The sequence below is a fragment of the Bacteroidota bacterium genome (genome assembly GCA_017303905.1).
Classification (GTDB): Bacteria; Bacteroidota; Bacteroidia; order B-17B0; family Aurantibacillaceae; genus JAHEYG01.
Map to the genome: position 1 here is coordinate 1,538,594 of JAFLBH010000001.1, position 16,519 is coordinate 1,555,112.

Below are 16,519 nucleotides of genomic sequence, written 5' to 3' on the forward strand. Positions count from 1 at the left end.
TTTTTATGAAAGTCTTAAAATACCCTTAACTTTGTAAAGTCAAACTGAAAAATGCACGATTACTCACAGGATTTAAATGCCTTATTAAGCCTAAAAGGCCTTATTTCATTACTTACTTTATCGGTTCTAGAAATTGTACTCGGTATAGATAATATCATTTTCATATCCATTACTGCCGACCGACTTCCGAAGATTCATCAGCAAAAAGCCCGCCGTATAGGTTTAGCACTAGCGCTTATTGTGAGATGTATATTGTTATTTTCTATAGGATGGATTGCTTCTTTAAAAGATCCATTATTTCATTTAGGAATTTATGGTGTATCGGGTAGGGGATTGATTTTATTTTTAGGAGGTTTATTTCTACTCTATAAAACCTGGATGGAAATTAATGAGAAGGTGGAAGGCGAGGATCATGAAATAACTTCGAAAAAAGGAAGTGCTACGTTTAAATCGGTGGTATTTCAAATTGTATTAATTGATATAGTTTTTTCTTTCGATTCTATATTAACGGCTGTTGGATTATCAGGCAATATTTTGATTATGATTACTGCTGTTATTATCGCGATGATTTTAATGATGTTGTTTTCAGGTGTAGTAGCTGAGTTCATTAATCGAAATCCCGGTATCAAAACTATCGCCTTGTCTTTCTTATTAGTTATTGGAGGAATTCTTGTTGCGGAGGCAGTAGCGGATGCTTATAATTTTACAGTAACACACGATCACCATGTTGAAATTAATAAGAATTACGCCTATGTAGCGCTTGGCTTTGCTTTAATGGTAGAGTTATTTAATATGCGTGAAAAACGCATTAAACGCGAGAAAGATTTTGATCCCGATAAAGTAAGTGAGAATAAACAGGATTAATTAATCCCGTTCAGTTTTTTCTTCACTTCGTCAACTACTTTTTTCTGAGCTTCCACTTCGCCTTTTTTCTTACCCTGCTTGCCTTCATTGTCTTTTATATCACTCTCTGCTTTGCTGATTTTTTTCTTATAATCTTCAATATCGTCTTTCAGTTTTTTATTCTCCGATTCTAAATCTTTTTGTTCACCTTCTAATTTACTTAATGCTTTTTCGGTAGTATTTAATTCTTCTTCTACAGCCTTCTTGGAAATCTTAACAGCAAAGTCTTTAATTAACTTTTCCATGTAATTATGTTTATCCTTGTCGGAACCGCTTAGATATGCCCCACCTAAATCAACTGCAACAGCCATAGTTACCGTCTTTTTGTCTTTATCTTCTTCAAATACACTGTATATATCTACCGGATTATTGCCCCAATCTTTTATCAAAACATTGTCACCAAATATTTCATCGCCTTTACGACTTACTTTCTCATCTTTAAAATCATTTAATTTACTTTTCCATTCGCTCATCACTTTGTCTTTATCAACATAATAAATGGTCGTTTTTAAACATTCGTGACTACCCGATGAAAATTTTTCGTTGCTGTCTTTAACTTTAACTTCCTGTGCGTTTAAACTTAGAGCCACTACGCCCAAACTGATGGTGATAATTTTTTTCATGTTACTTTTTTTAAAATTCCAAATCCCACACGCTTCTTCTCTTGTTGCGTGTATATAACGGCTTAAAATAATTTTTGTGTTCCAGTATAAATGCCATTATAAAATAAATTATAACCGGACTCCCAAACGTAAAAAACGAAAGGTAGATAAAGTACATTCTGATTTTTGTGGTTTTAATGCCAAGTTTTTTGCCCCACCATTCACACACTCCAAACGCTTGTTCTTCAAACCAAGATACAATTCCTTTTATCATACTTACAAATATAAAAAAATTTAGGGTTTTATCAAGAGTTGTGAGGCAATTCCACACTTTAAGCACTGTTTATTTTTACAATAATTATCAAATAAGTTAATTAAAGCCTGACTTTCTCCTGAGCTGTTGAAGTTTAAACCTTCTTTGGTGAAATAACGTGTTTTAACATTCGATTCAAAATCAGTGCCTTCAAAACTTTCCAACGCAGCTTGTTTTAAATATTCATTCGCGCTTTGTTTGCCGTAGAAGAATAAAAACGGTGCAATGGTATTAATTAAAATATTTTCTATTGATTGAAGACCCATCGCGCCGATTTTTTGTTGCGGCTTTCCCCCCGGATTGTAATGCGTTTGCCAATAACCTTCCGGTTCATGTTGCAATACTTCGCTTAGTTTTTTAATTGAATTGAAGTGTTGTGGTTCAGAAAACAAGTTTGGAGAATGATGAATCAATTTTGCCAGTTGCCACATTCGAACACTTGGAAAATTGGCCGGGCGCATGCGCATGAATTTCCAAACGCCGGCATTTAAAGGCACTAAACCATATTTGTTTTTTAAAAACTCAAACTCGTTTTGTAATCGTTGCAGGTATTTATCCTTGTAACTCTTGTCGAGTAGTCCGGCCGTTCCAAATAGCAAGGCCTCTATCTGAAATAGATTATCAGAATGTTTTAGCAGTAAACTTAAGGGTAAGTGACGTGCTAAATTCTCGAATGGTTCTGCGTTAGTTTTAAAACCAAAGTTTTTGGCAAGCGTTAAGTAAAAGGTTTGTGAGTAATCGTTTTTACATTGCTCAAATTGCTTTTGAATGTATTCGGTTTTTTTCTCTAGCCTTTCGATGAGCATTCTGTTTAACCAGCTTTGAATTTTTAAAGAGTCTAGTTTCCCGATTTGTCCCGCACACGCCAATGCTTTTTTTGAATTAACCAGTGATTCATATTTTTTAATCAGATTGTAACTAATATGATTTTTTAATTCAAGTACTTCAATGTTTTGAATGGATTTTATTTCAGAATCGTTGTTATAAACCACATGTAAGATGATATTTTTATATGCAGGGTCATCTTGATGACCATGTTTATTCCAATCGCCGGCATTTACATGAACTTCCACATTACCGGCTAGAATAATGTCACCGATTTGAATTTTAGCATTAAAGAAATCAGGCCCCGAATCCTTATTTAACTCACCGGGATTCAGAATATGTATGGGTTGCTTGTTAACCGTAAGCAGGTTCGTGTGATCAAATAATTTATATTGCCATATAAATTGCAATAAATCCTCTTTCATTACGCATAGCCTTTTAGTTTATAAACTAAGTAACCAATCCACTCATGAATTAAGAAATTTAGAGTTTGTAGTGCTTCCGGATTTGGAATTAAGCAATGATCCCAATCAAAACGTCTTAGTCCGCTAATGCGATTCGTGATGTATGGCGTAATGTTTGTATATCCTGCTTTTTCAAATGTAGCCATCGAACGTGGCATATGATAACCGGAGGTCACCAATAGGATATTTCCATTAAATTTTAAGCTATCCAGTATCTTTTTGCTAAAAACGGCATTCTCATAAGTGTTTTTGGATTGTGATTCTATTATAAGTGCAGAATCAGGAATATGAATGGTGTTTAGATATTTTTTTACATATAAGGCTTCTTTATGTTCGGGAAAGCGAATACTGCCACTGCCTCCTGAAAACAAAATCTGTTTAACTCTTCCTCTATGGTACAATTCCAAGGTTTGAAACAGTCTGTCGCCCGAATAACCAAAATCGAAGCGTTGCTGACGCTCATCAATGCGGCCTATCCCCCCCAATACAATGGCTACATCGTACTTTTCTTCAGTCATGTAATAATCGGGAGTAACCGGTTCCCAGGCACGTGCCAGTTCATCGATTATAAACGAATTAGAACAAATGTAGAGTATGGATAAACTTGTAATAAATAGCTTTTTGCGACGGCCTTCCACTTTAGTTTTAAAAGCCCATATAATCAGGAAAAAAAACCAAACCAGCGGTGAAAACAGGAATGTTAATACTTTGGATAAAAAGAAAAACATAATACCCCGAAATTAGTGATTTTATATATGTCTTTTAAAGCCATTTTGAAAATATCCATACACCTATTGCTTTGGCTCATGATGTTTTTAGCATCCTTATTTCATTCAACCGGTGTTTATTTGGCAAATCAAGCCATCGGTCAAATAAAGATTCTTAATGGAAAGCAAAGTTTTGAAGATTATATTAAAGAAGTAAATCCGGATAAAAAGGAACTCGATAATTTAAATTTAATCATGGAGATTAAGCGCTACTCCGAGGATTCATTGGGATTTAAACCAACCAAAAATTTTACACAAATCTACAACCACAACAATGACCCTTTGTTATGGGTTGTTTCAGCCTCCGAAAAGTATTCTATCAAAGCTTTTTACTGGTCTTTTCCAATTGTTGGCGAAGTTTCATACAAAGGTTTCTTTACAAAGGAAAAAGCATTGATTGAAAAAAACAGACTGATTTGTCTTGGATATGATGTAGATGTTCGTCCGGTTTCAGCTTGGTCAACCCTAGGTTGGTTTAGCGACCCGGTTTTAAGCGGCATGTTAAGCAGAAGTAAAGGTTGGTTGTGCAATTTAATTTTTCATGAATTATTTCACGCCACTTATTACGCACCGAGCTCTGTAGATTACAATGAGAATTTAGCTTCGTTTATTGCGCATAAAGCCACCTTGCAATTTTTAATTACTGATACTGCAGCCTTAAATGCCTACCAAAAGTCATACTCCGACAACAAAATCATTGATGATTATACAACTCATGTTATTACTTCTCTCAATCGGTTTTATGATAGTATTTCGAATGTATCAAATGGCAGCAGATTAATTCTAAAACAGCAAAAGATATTTCATTTACTCAATGGATACCGTGATTTACCAATTGAAGGAAAGGATAAGGTTAACAGGATATGTGAGCAGATTAAATCCTCGGGTAATGCTTGGTTCGTTGATTTTGAACAGTATAATGCTTTGCAGGATTCTCTAGAGAGGGATTTTAACAAAATTTATAAATCCAACCTCCGGGAAATGGTACAATCTTTGAAATAAAAAATACGCATCTTTATAACTTTAACTCCATGAAATACCCCTGTTTCCAAAACGCCAAAGCCAACAAAATAACAGAGGTATACCATATGGCCTTTTAAGAACAAATTTTTATATATGAAAAAAGCTCTTACAATTTTATCCTTTTTTACTTTGACAAATGTTTTTTCGCAAGGCGGATATGAAATCAAAGTGTCCATAAAAAATTTTACGGATTCCGTGGCTTATCTGGCGAAGTATAATTTCGGAAAGCAATACTTAGTTGACACCTGCAAAAAAGTACAAAAGGGAACGATTGTTTTTAAAGGGAAAATGGATCTCGACAAAGGCGTTTACTTCCTGGTGAACCAGCAAAAAGGACATATGTTTGATTTTCTCTTGAACGAGAATACCAAGCTTAATTTCACTTCTGACATGGCCGATTTGCAGTATAATTTGAAATCTGTCGGCTCTAAGGAAAATGAAGATTTCTTTGCGTATACACGTTTTTACATGGATAAAAACAAAGCTTTCGCTGAATTAAGAGAGAAAACGAAGGGTATGAGTAAGGAAGATTCAACGAAATTTATCAGTGAAAAGGTAAAAGTGTTTTCCGATGAAGTGGCCAAATTTGAGAAGGATGTAACAGCTGCCCAAAAAGGAAAGTTTTTTGGTGACTGGTTGAATTTAAAAGCCGAAAAGGAAGTAAAAGATGCTGATATGCCACGTTTAAAAAACGCTACCGACTCAGCTTTTTACCGTTTTAATTATTATAAGAATCATTATTGGGATGGGATTAATTTTTCGGATGATCGTTTGTTACGTACTCAGTTTTTGGAAACCCGCGTAAATAAATATTTTGATCAGCTCATTCAGCAGTTAGGTCCGGATTCGGTTATCGTTGAGATGGACAAAATCTTAAAAATGTGTCCACCACAGAGCGAAATGTTTAAATACATGTTCGTTTATTTTATGGTGAATTACGAAAATCATAAACTGATGGGATTCGATAAAGTGTTTGTTCATTTGGTAGACAATTACATCAGAACTAAAAAGGCCGGAGGCATTTACGATGAAAAAACAGTTGAGAAGATCATTGAGAAATCAGATAAAATAAAACCATTATTGATTGGCTCCATTGCGCCGGAGTTAATGTTGATTGATACTATCAATGGTAAAATTGTAAATAAAATGGGATTTGATACGGCACAAACTTCTGAGTCGGTAACAAAATTATATTATGCTAACATGCAAAAAATCACTCCCATGTATAAACCGCTTTCGTCTATAAAAGCGAAGTATACGGTGCTTATTTTTTGGGATGTGGAGTGCGGTCATTGCCAGACGGAGATGCCTAAATTGGTGGAGGTTTATCATGAGTTAAAGAAAAAGACCGATGTACAAGTTGTAGCGGTGTATACCTTGCAGGAATTTGAAAAATGGCGCAAATATCTAATTTCTAAAAAGCTTGATTTCATCAATCTTTATGATCCGGTTTACATAAATAACATGAAAAACAAGTACGACATTTTCTCTACACCAAAGGTGTTTATTCTGGATGAAAAGAAAACGATAATCGCTAAGCATATGCCGGTAGATAAAATACCGGAATTGATAGAAATTCACGAAAAGAAATTTAAAACCAATTAATGACGTCAAAGTTTAATGTTTTGTTAAATTTGTAATGCAAATCCGAATTATGAAAAAACTATTAATAGCATTCTCCGCTCTTTTATCATCACAACTTGTTGCGCAAGGTGGTTACGATATTAAAATTTCTATTAAGGGAAATACAGATACCGTAGCTTATCTGGCAAAGTATACCTTCGATAAACCATATATTGTAGATACTTGCAAAAAAGTAAACAAGGGAAATATTGTATTTAAAGGTAAAAAGGACCTCGATAAAGGCGTTTACTTTTTAGTTAGTCAGGAAAAGGTGAGGTATTTTGACTTTTTTATAAATGAATCTTCTAAACTCAGCATTACAACGGATGCGGCTGATTTTGTAAAAAATTTAAAAGCGCCGGGCTCTAAGGAGAATGAAGAATTTTTTAAATACATCAATTATATCACAGAACGCAATCAGGAGTTTGGGAAATTAAGAGAGCAAACTAAAGGTAAATCAAAGGAAGATTCAACAAACTTCATGAAAGAAAAATCAGCTGAATTGAATAAGGCCGTGATGAAGTTTGATCAGGAATTCATGAACTCACATACCGGAACATTTTTATACGATGTTTTAAACTTGAAAACCGAGAAGGAACTAAAGGAAATTCCTAAAGCCAGTAATGGTCGTCCGGATAGCATCGCCGTTTACAAATATTATAAAACCCATTTTTGGGATGGGGTGAACTTTAAAGACGATCGTGTTTTGCGTACACCATTTTTCGCGGATCGTTTAAAGCGTTATTTCAATAACGTAATTATTCAAATGCCTGATACCATTACTACCGAAATTAATAAAATAATGAAGCAGTGTAATCCTGAGAGTGATATGTTTAAATTTTTGTTGGCTTACTTTATGCCAACGTATGAGCAAAGTAAAATCATGGGTTTTGATAAAGTGTTTTGTGATTTAGTTGATACATACATAAGAACCGGAATGGCTAAAGGTGTTTACGATGAAACTACAAGTAAAAAGATAGCCGAGAGAGTTGATATTTTGCGGCCACTTTTATTGGGGTCTCAGGCTCCGGATTTATTGATGATTGATACGGTGAATGCAAAAATCACCAATAAAATGGGATTTGACACTGCTAAAACAAGTTCTAGTGTTACCAAGTTGTATTACGATAACGCGCAAAAACTCACTGCATTATTCACAACACTTTATTCAGTTAAAGCTAAGTGGACCTTATTAGTATTCTGGGATGTAGATTGCGGTCATTGTAAAACCGAAATGCCAAAGTTAAAAGAAGCCTATGCTGAAATGAAAAGCAAGTACGATTTAAAAATTTTCGCCGTTTATACACAACACGAATACGATAAATGGAGAAAGTATTTGATTGAAAACAAACTCGACTTCATGAACGTGTATGATCCGGTGCATATTAATAACATTAAAACTAAATACGATATTTTCTCCACTCCGGTCATCTATCTGTTAGATAAAGACAAAAAGATTAAGGCGAAGCGCCTCTCGGTGGATCAAGCAGTGGAAATGATAAAAGTGTTTGATAAGCAAGAAAAATAAGTCAATAAAGCCCCTCCCTCCGAGGGGTTTTGTTTTTAACATTTAATAGTACATAAACATTCAAAAATTTAAACTAAACACGTAACCTTTAGCTTAAATTTACTTATAACATATTGTTTCGTATGCGTAATATTCTACTCATTTTAGGGATGGTTTTAAGTGTGCCGTTTTTTTCGCAAGAAGACGGAGACAAAACCTATTGTAAGGAAATTGATAAAAAGCTGGAGAAACTGTATTTAAAAGGAACGGATAGAAAAACGCCGAAACCCGAACGTTTAAAATATCTGAGAGAATGTTTGCAGGAAGATCCTGATTTTGCAGAAGCTAACTTATCAATGGGACTCGAAATCATCGTACATTGTAAACTGGAAGGAAAAGCATTTACACCGGCGGTTCCATTCTTTTTAAAAGCGATTGCGAATTGTCCGCAAATTCATTCTGAGCCTTATTACTACATCGGATTTGATTATTACGAGCAATTAAAAAATGATTCGGCCATAAAATACCTCGATAAATTCATCAAGTTTAAAGACGATAATGAGAAGAAATACGGTAAGGATTATGAAGCAGAGCTCTCTCAGGCGAAGGAAATGATTAAATCGGCTAAGAAGGAGAATGAATTGAATAAAAAAGTTGTGCCTTTCGATCCTAAAGTTGTATTGGGAGTTTCTACACCACGTGATGAATATCTTGCGTACATATCTCCTGATGATAAAATTTGTTTTTACGTTAGAAGATTACCCATCAATAATAAAAATGTAGTCTATCAAACCGATAAAGAACGCGAAGCATTTATGTTTGCCGTGCGTGATAAAACAGGTGTGTTTAATGCCGGCGATGAAATGCCGTATCCGTTTAATGAAACCTCCGATAATCAGGGCGGTTGTACCATCAGTATTGATAACAAATATTTATACTTTGCCATGATGCGTCATGAAGGTGGCGCGCAAGCGAATTGCGATATTTACATGAGTCGTAATGTGGATGATGAATGGAAACCCTTTCAAAAATTAGGACCACAAATTAATCACCCTGTTTATTGGGATTCGCAGCCTACTATTTCTGCTGATGGTAATACTTTAATTTTTGCGAGTGATCGTCCCGGAGGTTTTGGAGGAATAGATTTATATATTAGCAAGCGCGATCCTGTAACACATGTATGGGGACCTGCTGTTAACATGGGTAATAAAATTAATACCAGCGGCAATGAGAAAACGCCGTTTTTGCATAGTGATAGTCAAACTTTATATTTCAGCAGCGACGGACATTTTGGTTTTGGAGGATTGGATATATTTTACATCCGTAAGAATGAAAAAGGAGAGTGGGGTGATGCTGAAAATATTGGAAAGCCAATTAACTCGGGTGGTGACGATACCGGCTTTTTTGTAAGTACGGATGCGAAGAGCGGTTATTTCTTTTCGGATGAAGGCGGTAAGGTAAATGGTAAAGGCGTGGGCCGTTATGATTTGTATTCTTTCCCATTATATGAAGCGGCAAGACCTAAGGAAACGACTTTCATGAGTGGAGAAATTAAAACTAAAGAAGGGGATCCGGTTTGGGGAGCAACGGTTGAATTACAAAACGTGAAAACCAAACAAAAAACAAATGCCTTAGTAGACTCTACCACCGGTAAGTTTATGGCAGCCGTTGTTGTAGATAAAAAGGATGATTATATCTTAACAATAAAGAATAAAGAACTGGCATTCTCCTCAGCTTTAATCAGTACTAAAGAAGCAAGTTTTAGCATGCCTCCAAAACCGGTTGAATTAATCACAGATTCTGTGAAAGTGGGAAGTTCGTTTGTGATTAATAACATCTATTATAACACCAACAGTGCTGATTTAAAAGAGGAATCAAAAGTGGTATTGCAAGCTTTTGCGGATTATCTCAAAGAGCACCCTAAGGTGAAAATAGAGATTCAAGGTCATACCGATAATGTTGGTAACGCAAGCGCTAATCAGGCCTTATCTGCCAATCGTGCATTTACTGTGAAAGCTTTAATTGAATCTTATGGCATTGATGGAAATCGAATAACAGCAAAAGGATTTGGTTCTTCAAAACCACTCATTGATAATTCATCCGAAGCAGGGCGTGCGAAAAATCGCCGCACCGAATTTTTAATTACGGAAGATTAATTAGGCTATTGCTTCATTGATAGAAGGCAGTCCCAGTTTTTTTAACGCCCTCACATGCGCATTCAGCGCGTCCGTAAGCGATTTATTTTCCAAATAAGGAATGTTATACTCTTCAGCGGTTGTCTTTACAATTTCTGAAATGGCAGGATAATGTACATGACAAATACGGGGAAACAAGTGATGTTCCACCTGAAAGTTTAATCCGCCAACATACCAGGAAATGAATTTATTTTTTCGGGAAAAGTTAACGGTGGTATTCATTTGATGAATAGCCCAGTTGTTTTCGATGGTACCACCTTCATTCGGTAATGGATAAGTAGTTCCTTCTACAGTATGTGCTAATTGAAATACAGTGGTTAAAATGATTCCTGCTATAAATTGCATCCACAAGAAGCCATATAAATGCGGCAGGAAAGCAACCTTAAAAACCAGACAAGGAATTAGGAAAAAGTAACTAAAGTAAATTACCTTATGCCCAATAATTTTCAATAATACGATACGGTTTTGTTTAGCGGTGTTTTTGTTTACGCCGTTTCTTTTGTATTGTACAAATTGAACAAAATCTTTAATTAAAGCCCAATATAAGGTAAGTATACCATAAAAGAAAAACGCATAAACCCATTGGAATTTATGATACCATTTAAGCTCGGTGTGCGGAGAGAAACGCATTATTAATTTATCTTCTATGTCTTCATCCATATGTACAATGTTGGTGTAAGTATGGTGTAAAACATTATGCTGAAGTTTCCAGTTAAATACCGCTCCGCCAAGTACATTAAGTGTATAACCCATTATACCGTTGATGGTTTTGTTGGAAGAGTAAGAGCCGTGATTCGCATCATGCATCACACTCATGCCTACACCGGCTAAAGCGAAACCCATTACCGACCACATTGTAACAAGAAGCCAGAAGGGGAGTGGCACAAATACAATGAAAAAAAATGGAACAAAATAAGCTGATAGCAGCACGATACTTTTAATAATCATTTGCGCATTGGCATACGGAGAAATTTTGTTATCTCTGAAGTAAGTATCAACTCTTCTACGAAGTGTAGAGAAAAATTCGGCTTGTTCGTTATTTGTAAACCGGAGGTTAGCTTTTAATTGCATGTATGTTATATTTAGTTAAGCATTACTCAACTAAAAAACAAATTAAAAGAGGAATAATAAAGTAAATATAAGCATTAAATATCGATTAACCGAATTTATATATAATGGCCTCGGTGTATCGCTTTGTTTGAATAGTCTTATAAACTACGAATCCTTTTGCCTCCCAAAGTTTTTTGTAGGTAGGATTTAAATACGCAACATATACAGACATGTTATTTTTTACAGAGTGTTTTATGATGTTATCAGCTACTTTTTCCATAATAACATCAGAGAAGGGATTAAAGAAATAAAAAGTGCCTGTGTCTGCGGGAATAGTATAGTCAAGGGCATTTTGATGCACAAATTCGAAGGTGCTCTCCGGTCTTTTTTTTCGGTAATTCATCGCGTTTTTTCGGGCTTCGGAACATAAATCCGCATCGAGCTCCACGCCAATGAGGCGATTAAACCCACAAAATTCAGCGCAAAAAAGAGCGCGGCCTTTCCCGCTGCCATAATCAATGAGCGTTTTATTTTTAAGTTCTGATGGTAATTCATTAAACACGCGTATAAGCGCCAAATAACCCGCCCCTTGATAGTGAAAATTATCTTTATCGTCGGATTTTACAATTCCGGATGTAGATATACCAAGTTCAATTTCATAGTGGCTTTCACTTTTGCCAATAGCTAAAGTATTGAACAATCCGCGGTAATAAACTGAGCGAAAAAAATAGAAAATATGTATAAACAGTGTTTTCAGTTTTGTATTTTTATAATTGATTGTAAATTTAGTAAATCAAATACGTACCCGCACTATGCAAATTGATCTTGTTGCCGAACGAAAAGAAATTCTGAACCGCTACAAAGCACTCATCAAGGCCTGTAAACACCGTTTAGAAAAGGGTGATAAGGAAATGATTCGTAAGGCTTTTGAAGTGGCTGTTGAATCGCATAAGGAAATGCGTCGTAAATCCGGCGAACCTTATATTTATCATCCTATTGCTGTTGCGCATATTTGTGCCGAGGAAATCGGATTAGGTGCCACTGCTATCGTTTGTGCTCTGTTACACGATACAGTTGAAGATACTGACTTAACGCTTGAAGATGTTCGTGGCTTATTCGGAAATAAAATTGCGCAAATCATTGATGGCTTAACAAAAATTTCAGGTGTAATTGATAATACATCTTCTATTCAGGCAGAGAACTTCCGTAAGGTGTTACTCACCATGGCGGAGGATGTGAGGGTTATCTTGATTAAAATTGCCGACCGACTTCATAACATGCGCACATTAGAGCATATGAAGCGCGATAAGCAAATGAAGATTGCCAGCGAAACTTTGTATTTATACGCTCCTTTGGCGCATCGTCTCGGATTAAATGCTATTAAATCGGAGTTGGAAGATTTGTCTTTAAAGTATACCGATGATGAAGCTTATAAGGAAATTGCAGAAAAATTAGCGGAAACTGAACCACAGCGCAAGAAATTCATTCAAAAATTTATCGAACCCCTCAAAGAGATTTTACAAGAGCAAGGTTTTAAATTTAAAATGTTCGGTCGACCGAAATCTATTTATTCTATTTTTAATAAGATTAAAACAAAAGGGGTAAAGTTCGAGGAGATTTACGATTTATTCGCCATTCGAATTGTAATTGATACACCTTTTGAACAAGAAAAATCAGATTGCTGGAAAGTATATTCGATTATCACCGATTTCTATCATCCATCTCCAGAACGTTTACGCGATTGGATTTCCACTCCGAAAAGTAATGGTTACGAAAGTTTGCACACGACGGTAATGGGACCGGAAGGAAAATGGGTAGAAGTACAGATCCGTACGGTTCGTATGGATGAATTAGCTGAGAAAGGTTATGCTGCCCATTGGAAATATAAAGAGTCGGCACAGGAGAAGGAAAATAATCTGGAAGGATGGCTTAAACGTATTCGCGAGTTATTAGAGAATCCGGATGCAAATGCGTTGGAGTTTATGGATGACTTTAAACTCAACCTTTTCTCGGATGAAATTTTTGTGTTTACGCCAAAGGGTGATATGAAAACATTACCGAGTGGCGCAACGGCTCTCGATTTTGCTTTTGATATTCATACTAAAATTGGAGAGCAGTGTATTGGTGCTAAGGTAAATCATAAGTTGGTACCGTTGAGTTATGAAATTAAAAGTGGCGATCAGATTGAAATTTTAACTTCAGGAAAACAAACACCGAAAGAGGATTGGATTGGATATGTTATCACGGCTCGGGCGAAATCAAAGATAAAAAACGCTTTAAAGGAGCAACGCAAAAAAATTGCGGAAGGTGGTCGCGAAATACTGGAGAAGAAGTTTTATAAAAACAAACTTGACTTCACTCTACAAAACGTGAATGATTTCGCCAATTATTTACGCTTACCTAACTCTCAGGAATTATTTTATCGTGTGGCCTTGGGTAACGTGGATAATAATGAGATTAAAGATTATTTAAAGTTCAAAGAAAAGCCGGAGAAAGGCGCGCATCGTAAAGGTTCGGGACAAAAAATTGAGCAGTTGGTGACCAGTGCTCGCGGAAGCAGCGATATGTTGGTGATTGGCGATGATATGCAAAAGCTGGATTATAAATTATCGGCTTGTTGCAATCCAATTCCCGGCGATGATGTGTTTGGTTTTATTACTGTTGGTGAAGGTATCAAAATTCATCGCGTGAATTGTCCGAATGCAGTTAAAATGCTTTCCAATTATTCATATCGTGTAGTAAAAGCGAAGTGGATGAATGAACATTTGATTTCATTCTTAGCCGGTATTAAAATCATCGGAACAGATGAACTCGGTATTGTAAATAATATCACAAAGGTTATTTCGAATGAAAATAATATCAATATGCGTTCCATCAGTTTTGATACCGATGATGGAATTTTCGAAGGAACTATCATGGTCTACGTTCATGATACAAAGCACTTAAATCACTTGATGGAAAACCTTAAAAAGGTGAAGGGTGTTACCAATGTGATTCGTATTGATGAAAAGCAGGAGAAATAATTTCAGGGCTAAAGCCCTTTCATGCTCCAATTCAACAACCCTGACCTAAAGGCCGGGGTTGTTTTATAGCGAGAATAAATGAAAAGGAACTATTTTTCATTAAGCAATAATTTCAATTGGGCTTTGTACTTAATCAGGTATCATACGTTTTTTATAATATTTAGTAGTCTGACCTTTAGCCTAGTTGCTTTGTGCTAATAATAAATAGAAACTCATAATCACGTTTTGTCTAATCAAAATGAAGGCGCCAATGATATGGTTTATGAAAATTGTTAATTGGGTTGTGGTCTTGTATTTCCAAGAGTGAGATTTGATACGGACTAAGCGTAGATAGCATAAACCCTGACCTGAAGGTCAGGGTTCATGAATAAATAACACATAGGGCTTTAGCCCTGAAAAGAAGTAAATTCCTTATTCTTTAGTATTTTTGCATACTAAACATGTCATTGCAGGAAATAACAAAATCCAAATTCAAAGCTTTAAGAGCTTGTGTTCTTATTCCCACCTATAATAACGCTAAGACTTTAGAAGCCGTTATTTCAACAACACTGGAATATTGTGATGATGTTATTGTTGTGAATGACGGCGCTACCGATTCAACGCCGGTTATCATTTCAAAATTCAGCAACATTACCGTATTTAAACACGAAGTAAACAAAGGCAAAGGAATGGCTTTGCGTAACGGATTTAAAAAGGCATTAGAGTTAGGATTTGATTATGTAATAACAATCGACAGCGACGGGCAGCATTATCCGGAAGATTTCATCACTTTCTTAAACAAGGTGGAGGAAGTTCCGAATAGTTTGATAATTGGTGCCCGCAATATGGCGGTGGATAATGTGCCGGGCAAAAGTACCTTCGGTAACAAGTTCAGTAATTTTTGGTTTTGGGTAGAGACCGGAATCAAATTACCGGATACACAAAGCGGATATCGTTTGTATCCTGTAAAGCGCATGCGCAATATTTGGTTATTTACTACCAAGTTTGAATTGGAGATTGAGGTTATTGTGAAAGCAGCCTGGAGAGGAATTCCGGTGATTTCTGTTCCTGTAAAAGTGTATTATGCACCGCAAGGAGAACGTGTCACACATTTTCGTCCTGGTAAGGATTTCACCCGCATCAGTTTTTTAAATACGTATCTGTGCATTTTGGCCGCGTTATTTTGGAGGCCTGTCATGTTGCTTAGGAAATTTACGTTGAGCAACCTGAAAAAAGTATGGCGTGAAGAAATTGTAGCGCGTCATGAAAGTCCGATGAAGAAAGCCAGTTCAGTAGCACTCGGATTATTTTTTGGAATTGTTCCTATTTGGGGATTTCAATTTGCAACAGCGCTTCTGCTCGCACATTTTTTGAAACTTAACAAAGTGGTTGTTGGATTAGTGGCGCAGATAAGCGTTCCGCCTATGATACCATTTATATTATATGCCAGCGTAAAAACCGGCGAATTAGTTCTTTCTGAAAAAGTAAATCTTGATTTAAATAAAATCCTCACTGTTGACGCACTTAAGAATGTTTACGTTTATACTGTGGGTGCAACAGTGTTATCTGTTGTTGTTGCAGTAGCCGGATTTTTGATTACCCTTATTTCCTTAAAGGCTTTCAGATACAAGCCACATCAAGCTTAATGCATAGCTATTTTATAATTTACAAACCTTATAAAATGGTATCACAATTTGTGAGTCCGCATAAATTACGATTGTTATGCGATTTAGAATACGATTTTCCTGAGGGGACCAATGCAGTCGGAAGATTAGATAATGACAGCGAAGGTTTATTGATTTTAACGAATGATAAAAGTTTGGTAGGAAGGTTGATGCATCCCGACAGGAAAGTAGCGAAACGGTATGTTGTGCAAGTTGAAAAAGTAGTGACACCCGAAAAATTACAAATCCTCAGAACAGGTGTGGATATTTTAGTAAAGGGAAAGGGAGAGTATCATACAAAAGAATGTGAAGTAAATATTATTGAAAAGCCTTCTTATTTACCGCCACGCGGTCATGAATTCAGAGCTGATTTACCGCAGACTTGGTTAGAGTTTGTTTTAAAAGAAGGGAAGAACCGTCAGATACGAAAAATGTGCAGTGCAGTAAGGCACGATTGTAAGCGATTAATCAGAACACACATTGAAGATGTAAATATAATCGGTATGCAACCCGGTGAGGTAAAAGAAATCAGCAGGGAAGAGTTGTTTACAAAATTGAAACTTTCAATAGAAGATTAGTAA

At 35.9% G+C, this 16,519-nt stretch carries 14 protein-coding genes; 8 read left to right on the forward strand and 6 right to left on the reverse strand.

All coding sequences use genetic code 11. The features are described from left to right. The first annotated feature begins 51 nt into the window (after nt 1-51). Nucleotides 52-864, forward strand: a complete 813-nt coding sequence (locus J0L69_06475) for a TerC family protein (protein MBN8692822.1) — start codon at nt 52-54, stop codon at nt 862-864. On the opposite strand, the gene J0L69_06480 is transcribed toward J0L69_06475, so the two are convergent. From J0L69_06480 to J0L69_06495, 4 genes are read right to left on the reverse strand one after another with little or no spacing between them, the layout of a single operon-like run. Next, nucleotides 861-1,526 carry a hypothetical protein gene (locus J0L69_06480; protein MBN8692823.1) on the reverse strand — a complete coding sequence of 222 codons (666 nt, stop codon included), beginning with the start codon at nt 1,524-1,526 and terminating at the stop codon, nt 861-863. The two genes, J0L69_06475 and J0L69_06480, sit on opposite strands and share 4 nt — an antisense overlap. A gap of 10 nt (nt 1,527-1,536) precedes the next feature. After that, nucleotides 1,537-1,779, reverse strand: a complete 243-nt coding sequence (locus tag J0L69_06485) for a PspC domain-containing protein (protein MBN8692824.1) — start codon at nt 1,777-1,779, stop codon at nt 1,537-1,539. Between the two features lie 20 nt (nt 1,780-1,799). Next, entirely contained in the window at nt 1,800-3,068 is a 1,269-nt protein-coding gene (locus J0L69_06490) for a DUF2851 family protein (GenBank protein MBN8692825.1), read from the reverse strand. Further along, the gene (locus tag J0L69_06495; GenBank protein MBN8692826.1) at nt 3,068-3,835 is read right to left on the reverse strand and encodes a YdcF family protein; all 768 of its coding nucleotides are present in this window, start codon (nt 3,833-3,835) and stop codon (nt 3,068-3,070) included. The genes J0L69_06490 and J0L69_06495 overlap by 1 nt, the downstream gene beginning before the upstream one ends. Nucleotides 3,836-3,862: 27 nt before the next feature. Between J0L69_06495 and J0L69_06500 the strand changes: the two genes are divergently transcribed. The 4 genes from J0L69_06500 (at nt 3,863) to J0L69_06515 (ending at nt 10,183) form a co-directional block, all read left to right on the forward strand. Next, on the forward strand, nt 3,863-4,876 hold the full coding sequence (locus tag J0L69_06500) for an aminopeptidase (protein MBN8692827.1): 1,014 nt from the start codon (nt 3,863-3,865) through the stop codon (nt 4,874-4,876). 114 nt (nt 4,877-4,990) lie between these two features. Further along, nucleotides 4,991-6,502, forward strand: coding sequence for a DUF5106 domain-containing protein (locus tag J0L69_06505; GenBank protein ID MBN8692828.1), 1,512 nt, complete (start codon nt 4,991-4,993; stop codon nt 6,500-6,502). Between the two features lie 49 nt (nt 6,503-6,551). After that, the gene (locus J0L69_06510) at nt 6,552-8,048 is read left to right on the forward strand and encodes a DUF5106 domain-containing protein (protein MBN8692829.1); all 1,497 of its coding nucleotides are present in this window, start codon (nt 6,552-6,554) and stop codon (nt 8,046-8,048) included. A 122-nt stretch (nt 8,049-8,170) separates the two neighbouring features. Next, nucleotides 8,171-10,183: an OmpA family protein gene (locus J0L69_06515; protein ID MBN8692830.1), complete on the forward strand. Its 2,013-nt coding sequence runs from the start codon at nt 8,171-8,173 to the stop codon at nt 10,181-10,183. Here the strand turns inward: J0L69_06515 and J0L69_06520 are convergent, their stop codons facing one another. Both J0L69_06520 and J0L69_06525 read right to left on the reverse strand, forming a co-directional pair. Continuing rightward, nucleotides 10,184-11,293, reverse strand: a complete 1,110-nt coding sequence (locus tag J0L69_06520) for an acyl-CoA desaturase (protein ID MBN8692831.1) — start codon at nt 11,291-11,293, stop codon at nt 10,184-10,186. 85 nt (nt 11,294-11,378) lie between these two features. Further along, nucleotides 11,379-11,972 carry a class I SAM-dependent methyltransferase gene (locus J0L69_06525; protein ID MBN8692832.1) on the reverse strand — a complete coding sequence of 198 codons (594 nt, stop codon included), beginning with the start codon at nt 11,970-11,972 and terminating at the stop codon, nt 11,379-11,381. A 112-nt stretch (nt 11,973-12,084) separates the two neighbouring features. Between J0L69_06525 and J0L69_06530 the strand changes: the two genes are divergently transcribed. The 3 genes from J0L69_06530 to J0L69_06540 all read left to right on the forward strand — a co-directional run bounded on the left by J0L69_06530 (nt 12,085) and on the right by J0L69_06540 (nt 16,516). After that, nucleotides 12,085-14,295 carry a bifunctional (p)ppGpp synthetase/guanosine-3',5'-bis(diphosphate) 3'-pyrophosphohydrolase gene (locus tag J0L69_06530; protein MBN8692833.1) on the forward strand — a complete coding sequence of 737 codons (2,211 nt, stop codon included), beginning with the start codon at nt 12,085-12,087 and terminating at the stop codon, nt 14,293-14,295. Between the two features lie 440 nt (nt 14,296-14,735). Next, on the forward strand, nt 14,736-15,920 hold the full coding sequence (locus J0L69_06535) for a DUF2062 domain-containing protein (protein ID MBN8692834.1): 1,185 nt from the start codon (nt 14,736-14,738) through the stop codon (nt 15,918-15,920). Then, entirely contained in the window at nt 15,920-16,516 is a 597-nt protein-coding gene (locus tag J0L69_06540) for a pseudouridine synthase (GenBank protein MBN8692835.1), read from the forward strand. Before J0L69_06535 ends, J0L69_06540 begins: the two co-directional genes overlap by 1 nt. Nucleotides 16,517-16,519 lie beyond the last annotated feature (3 nt).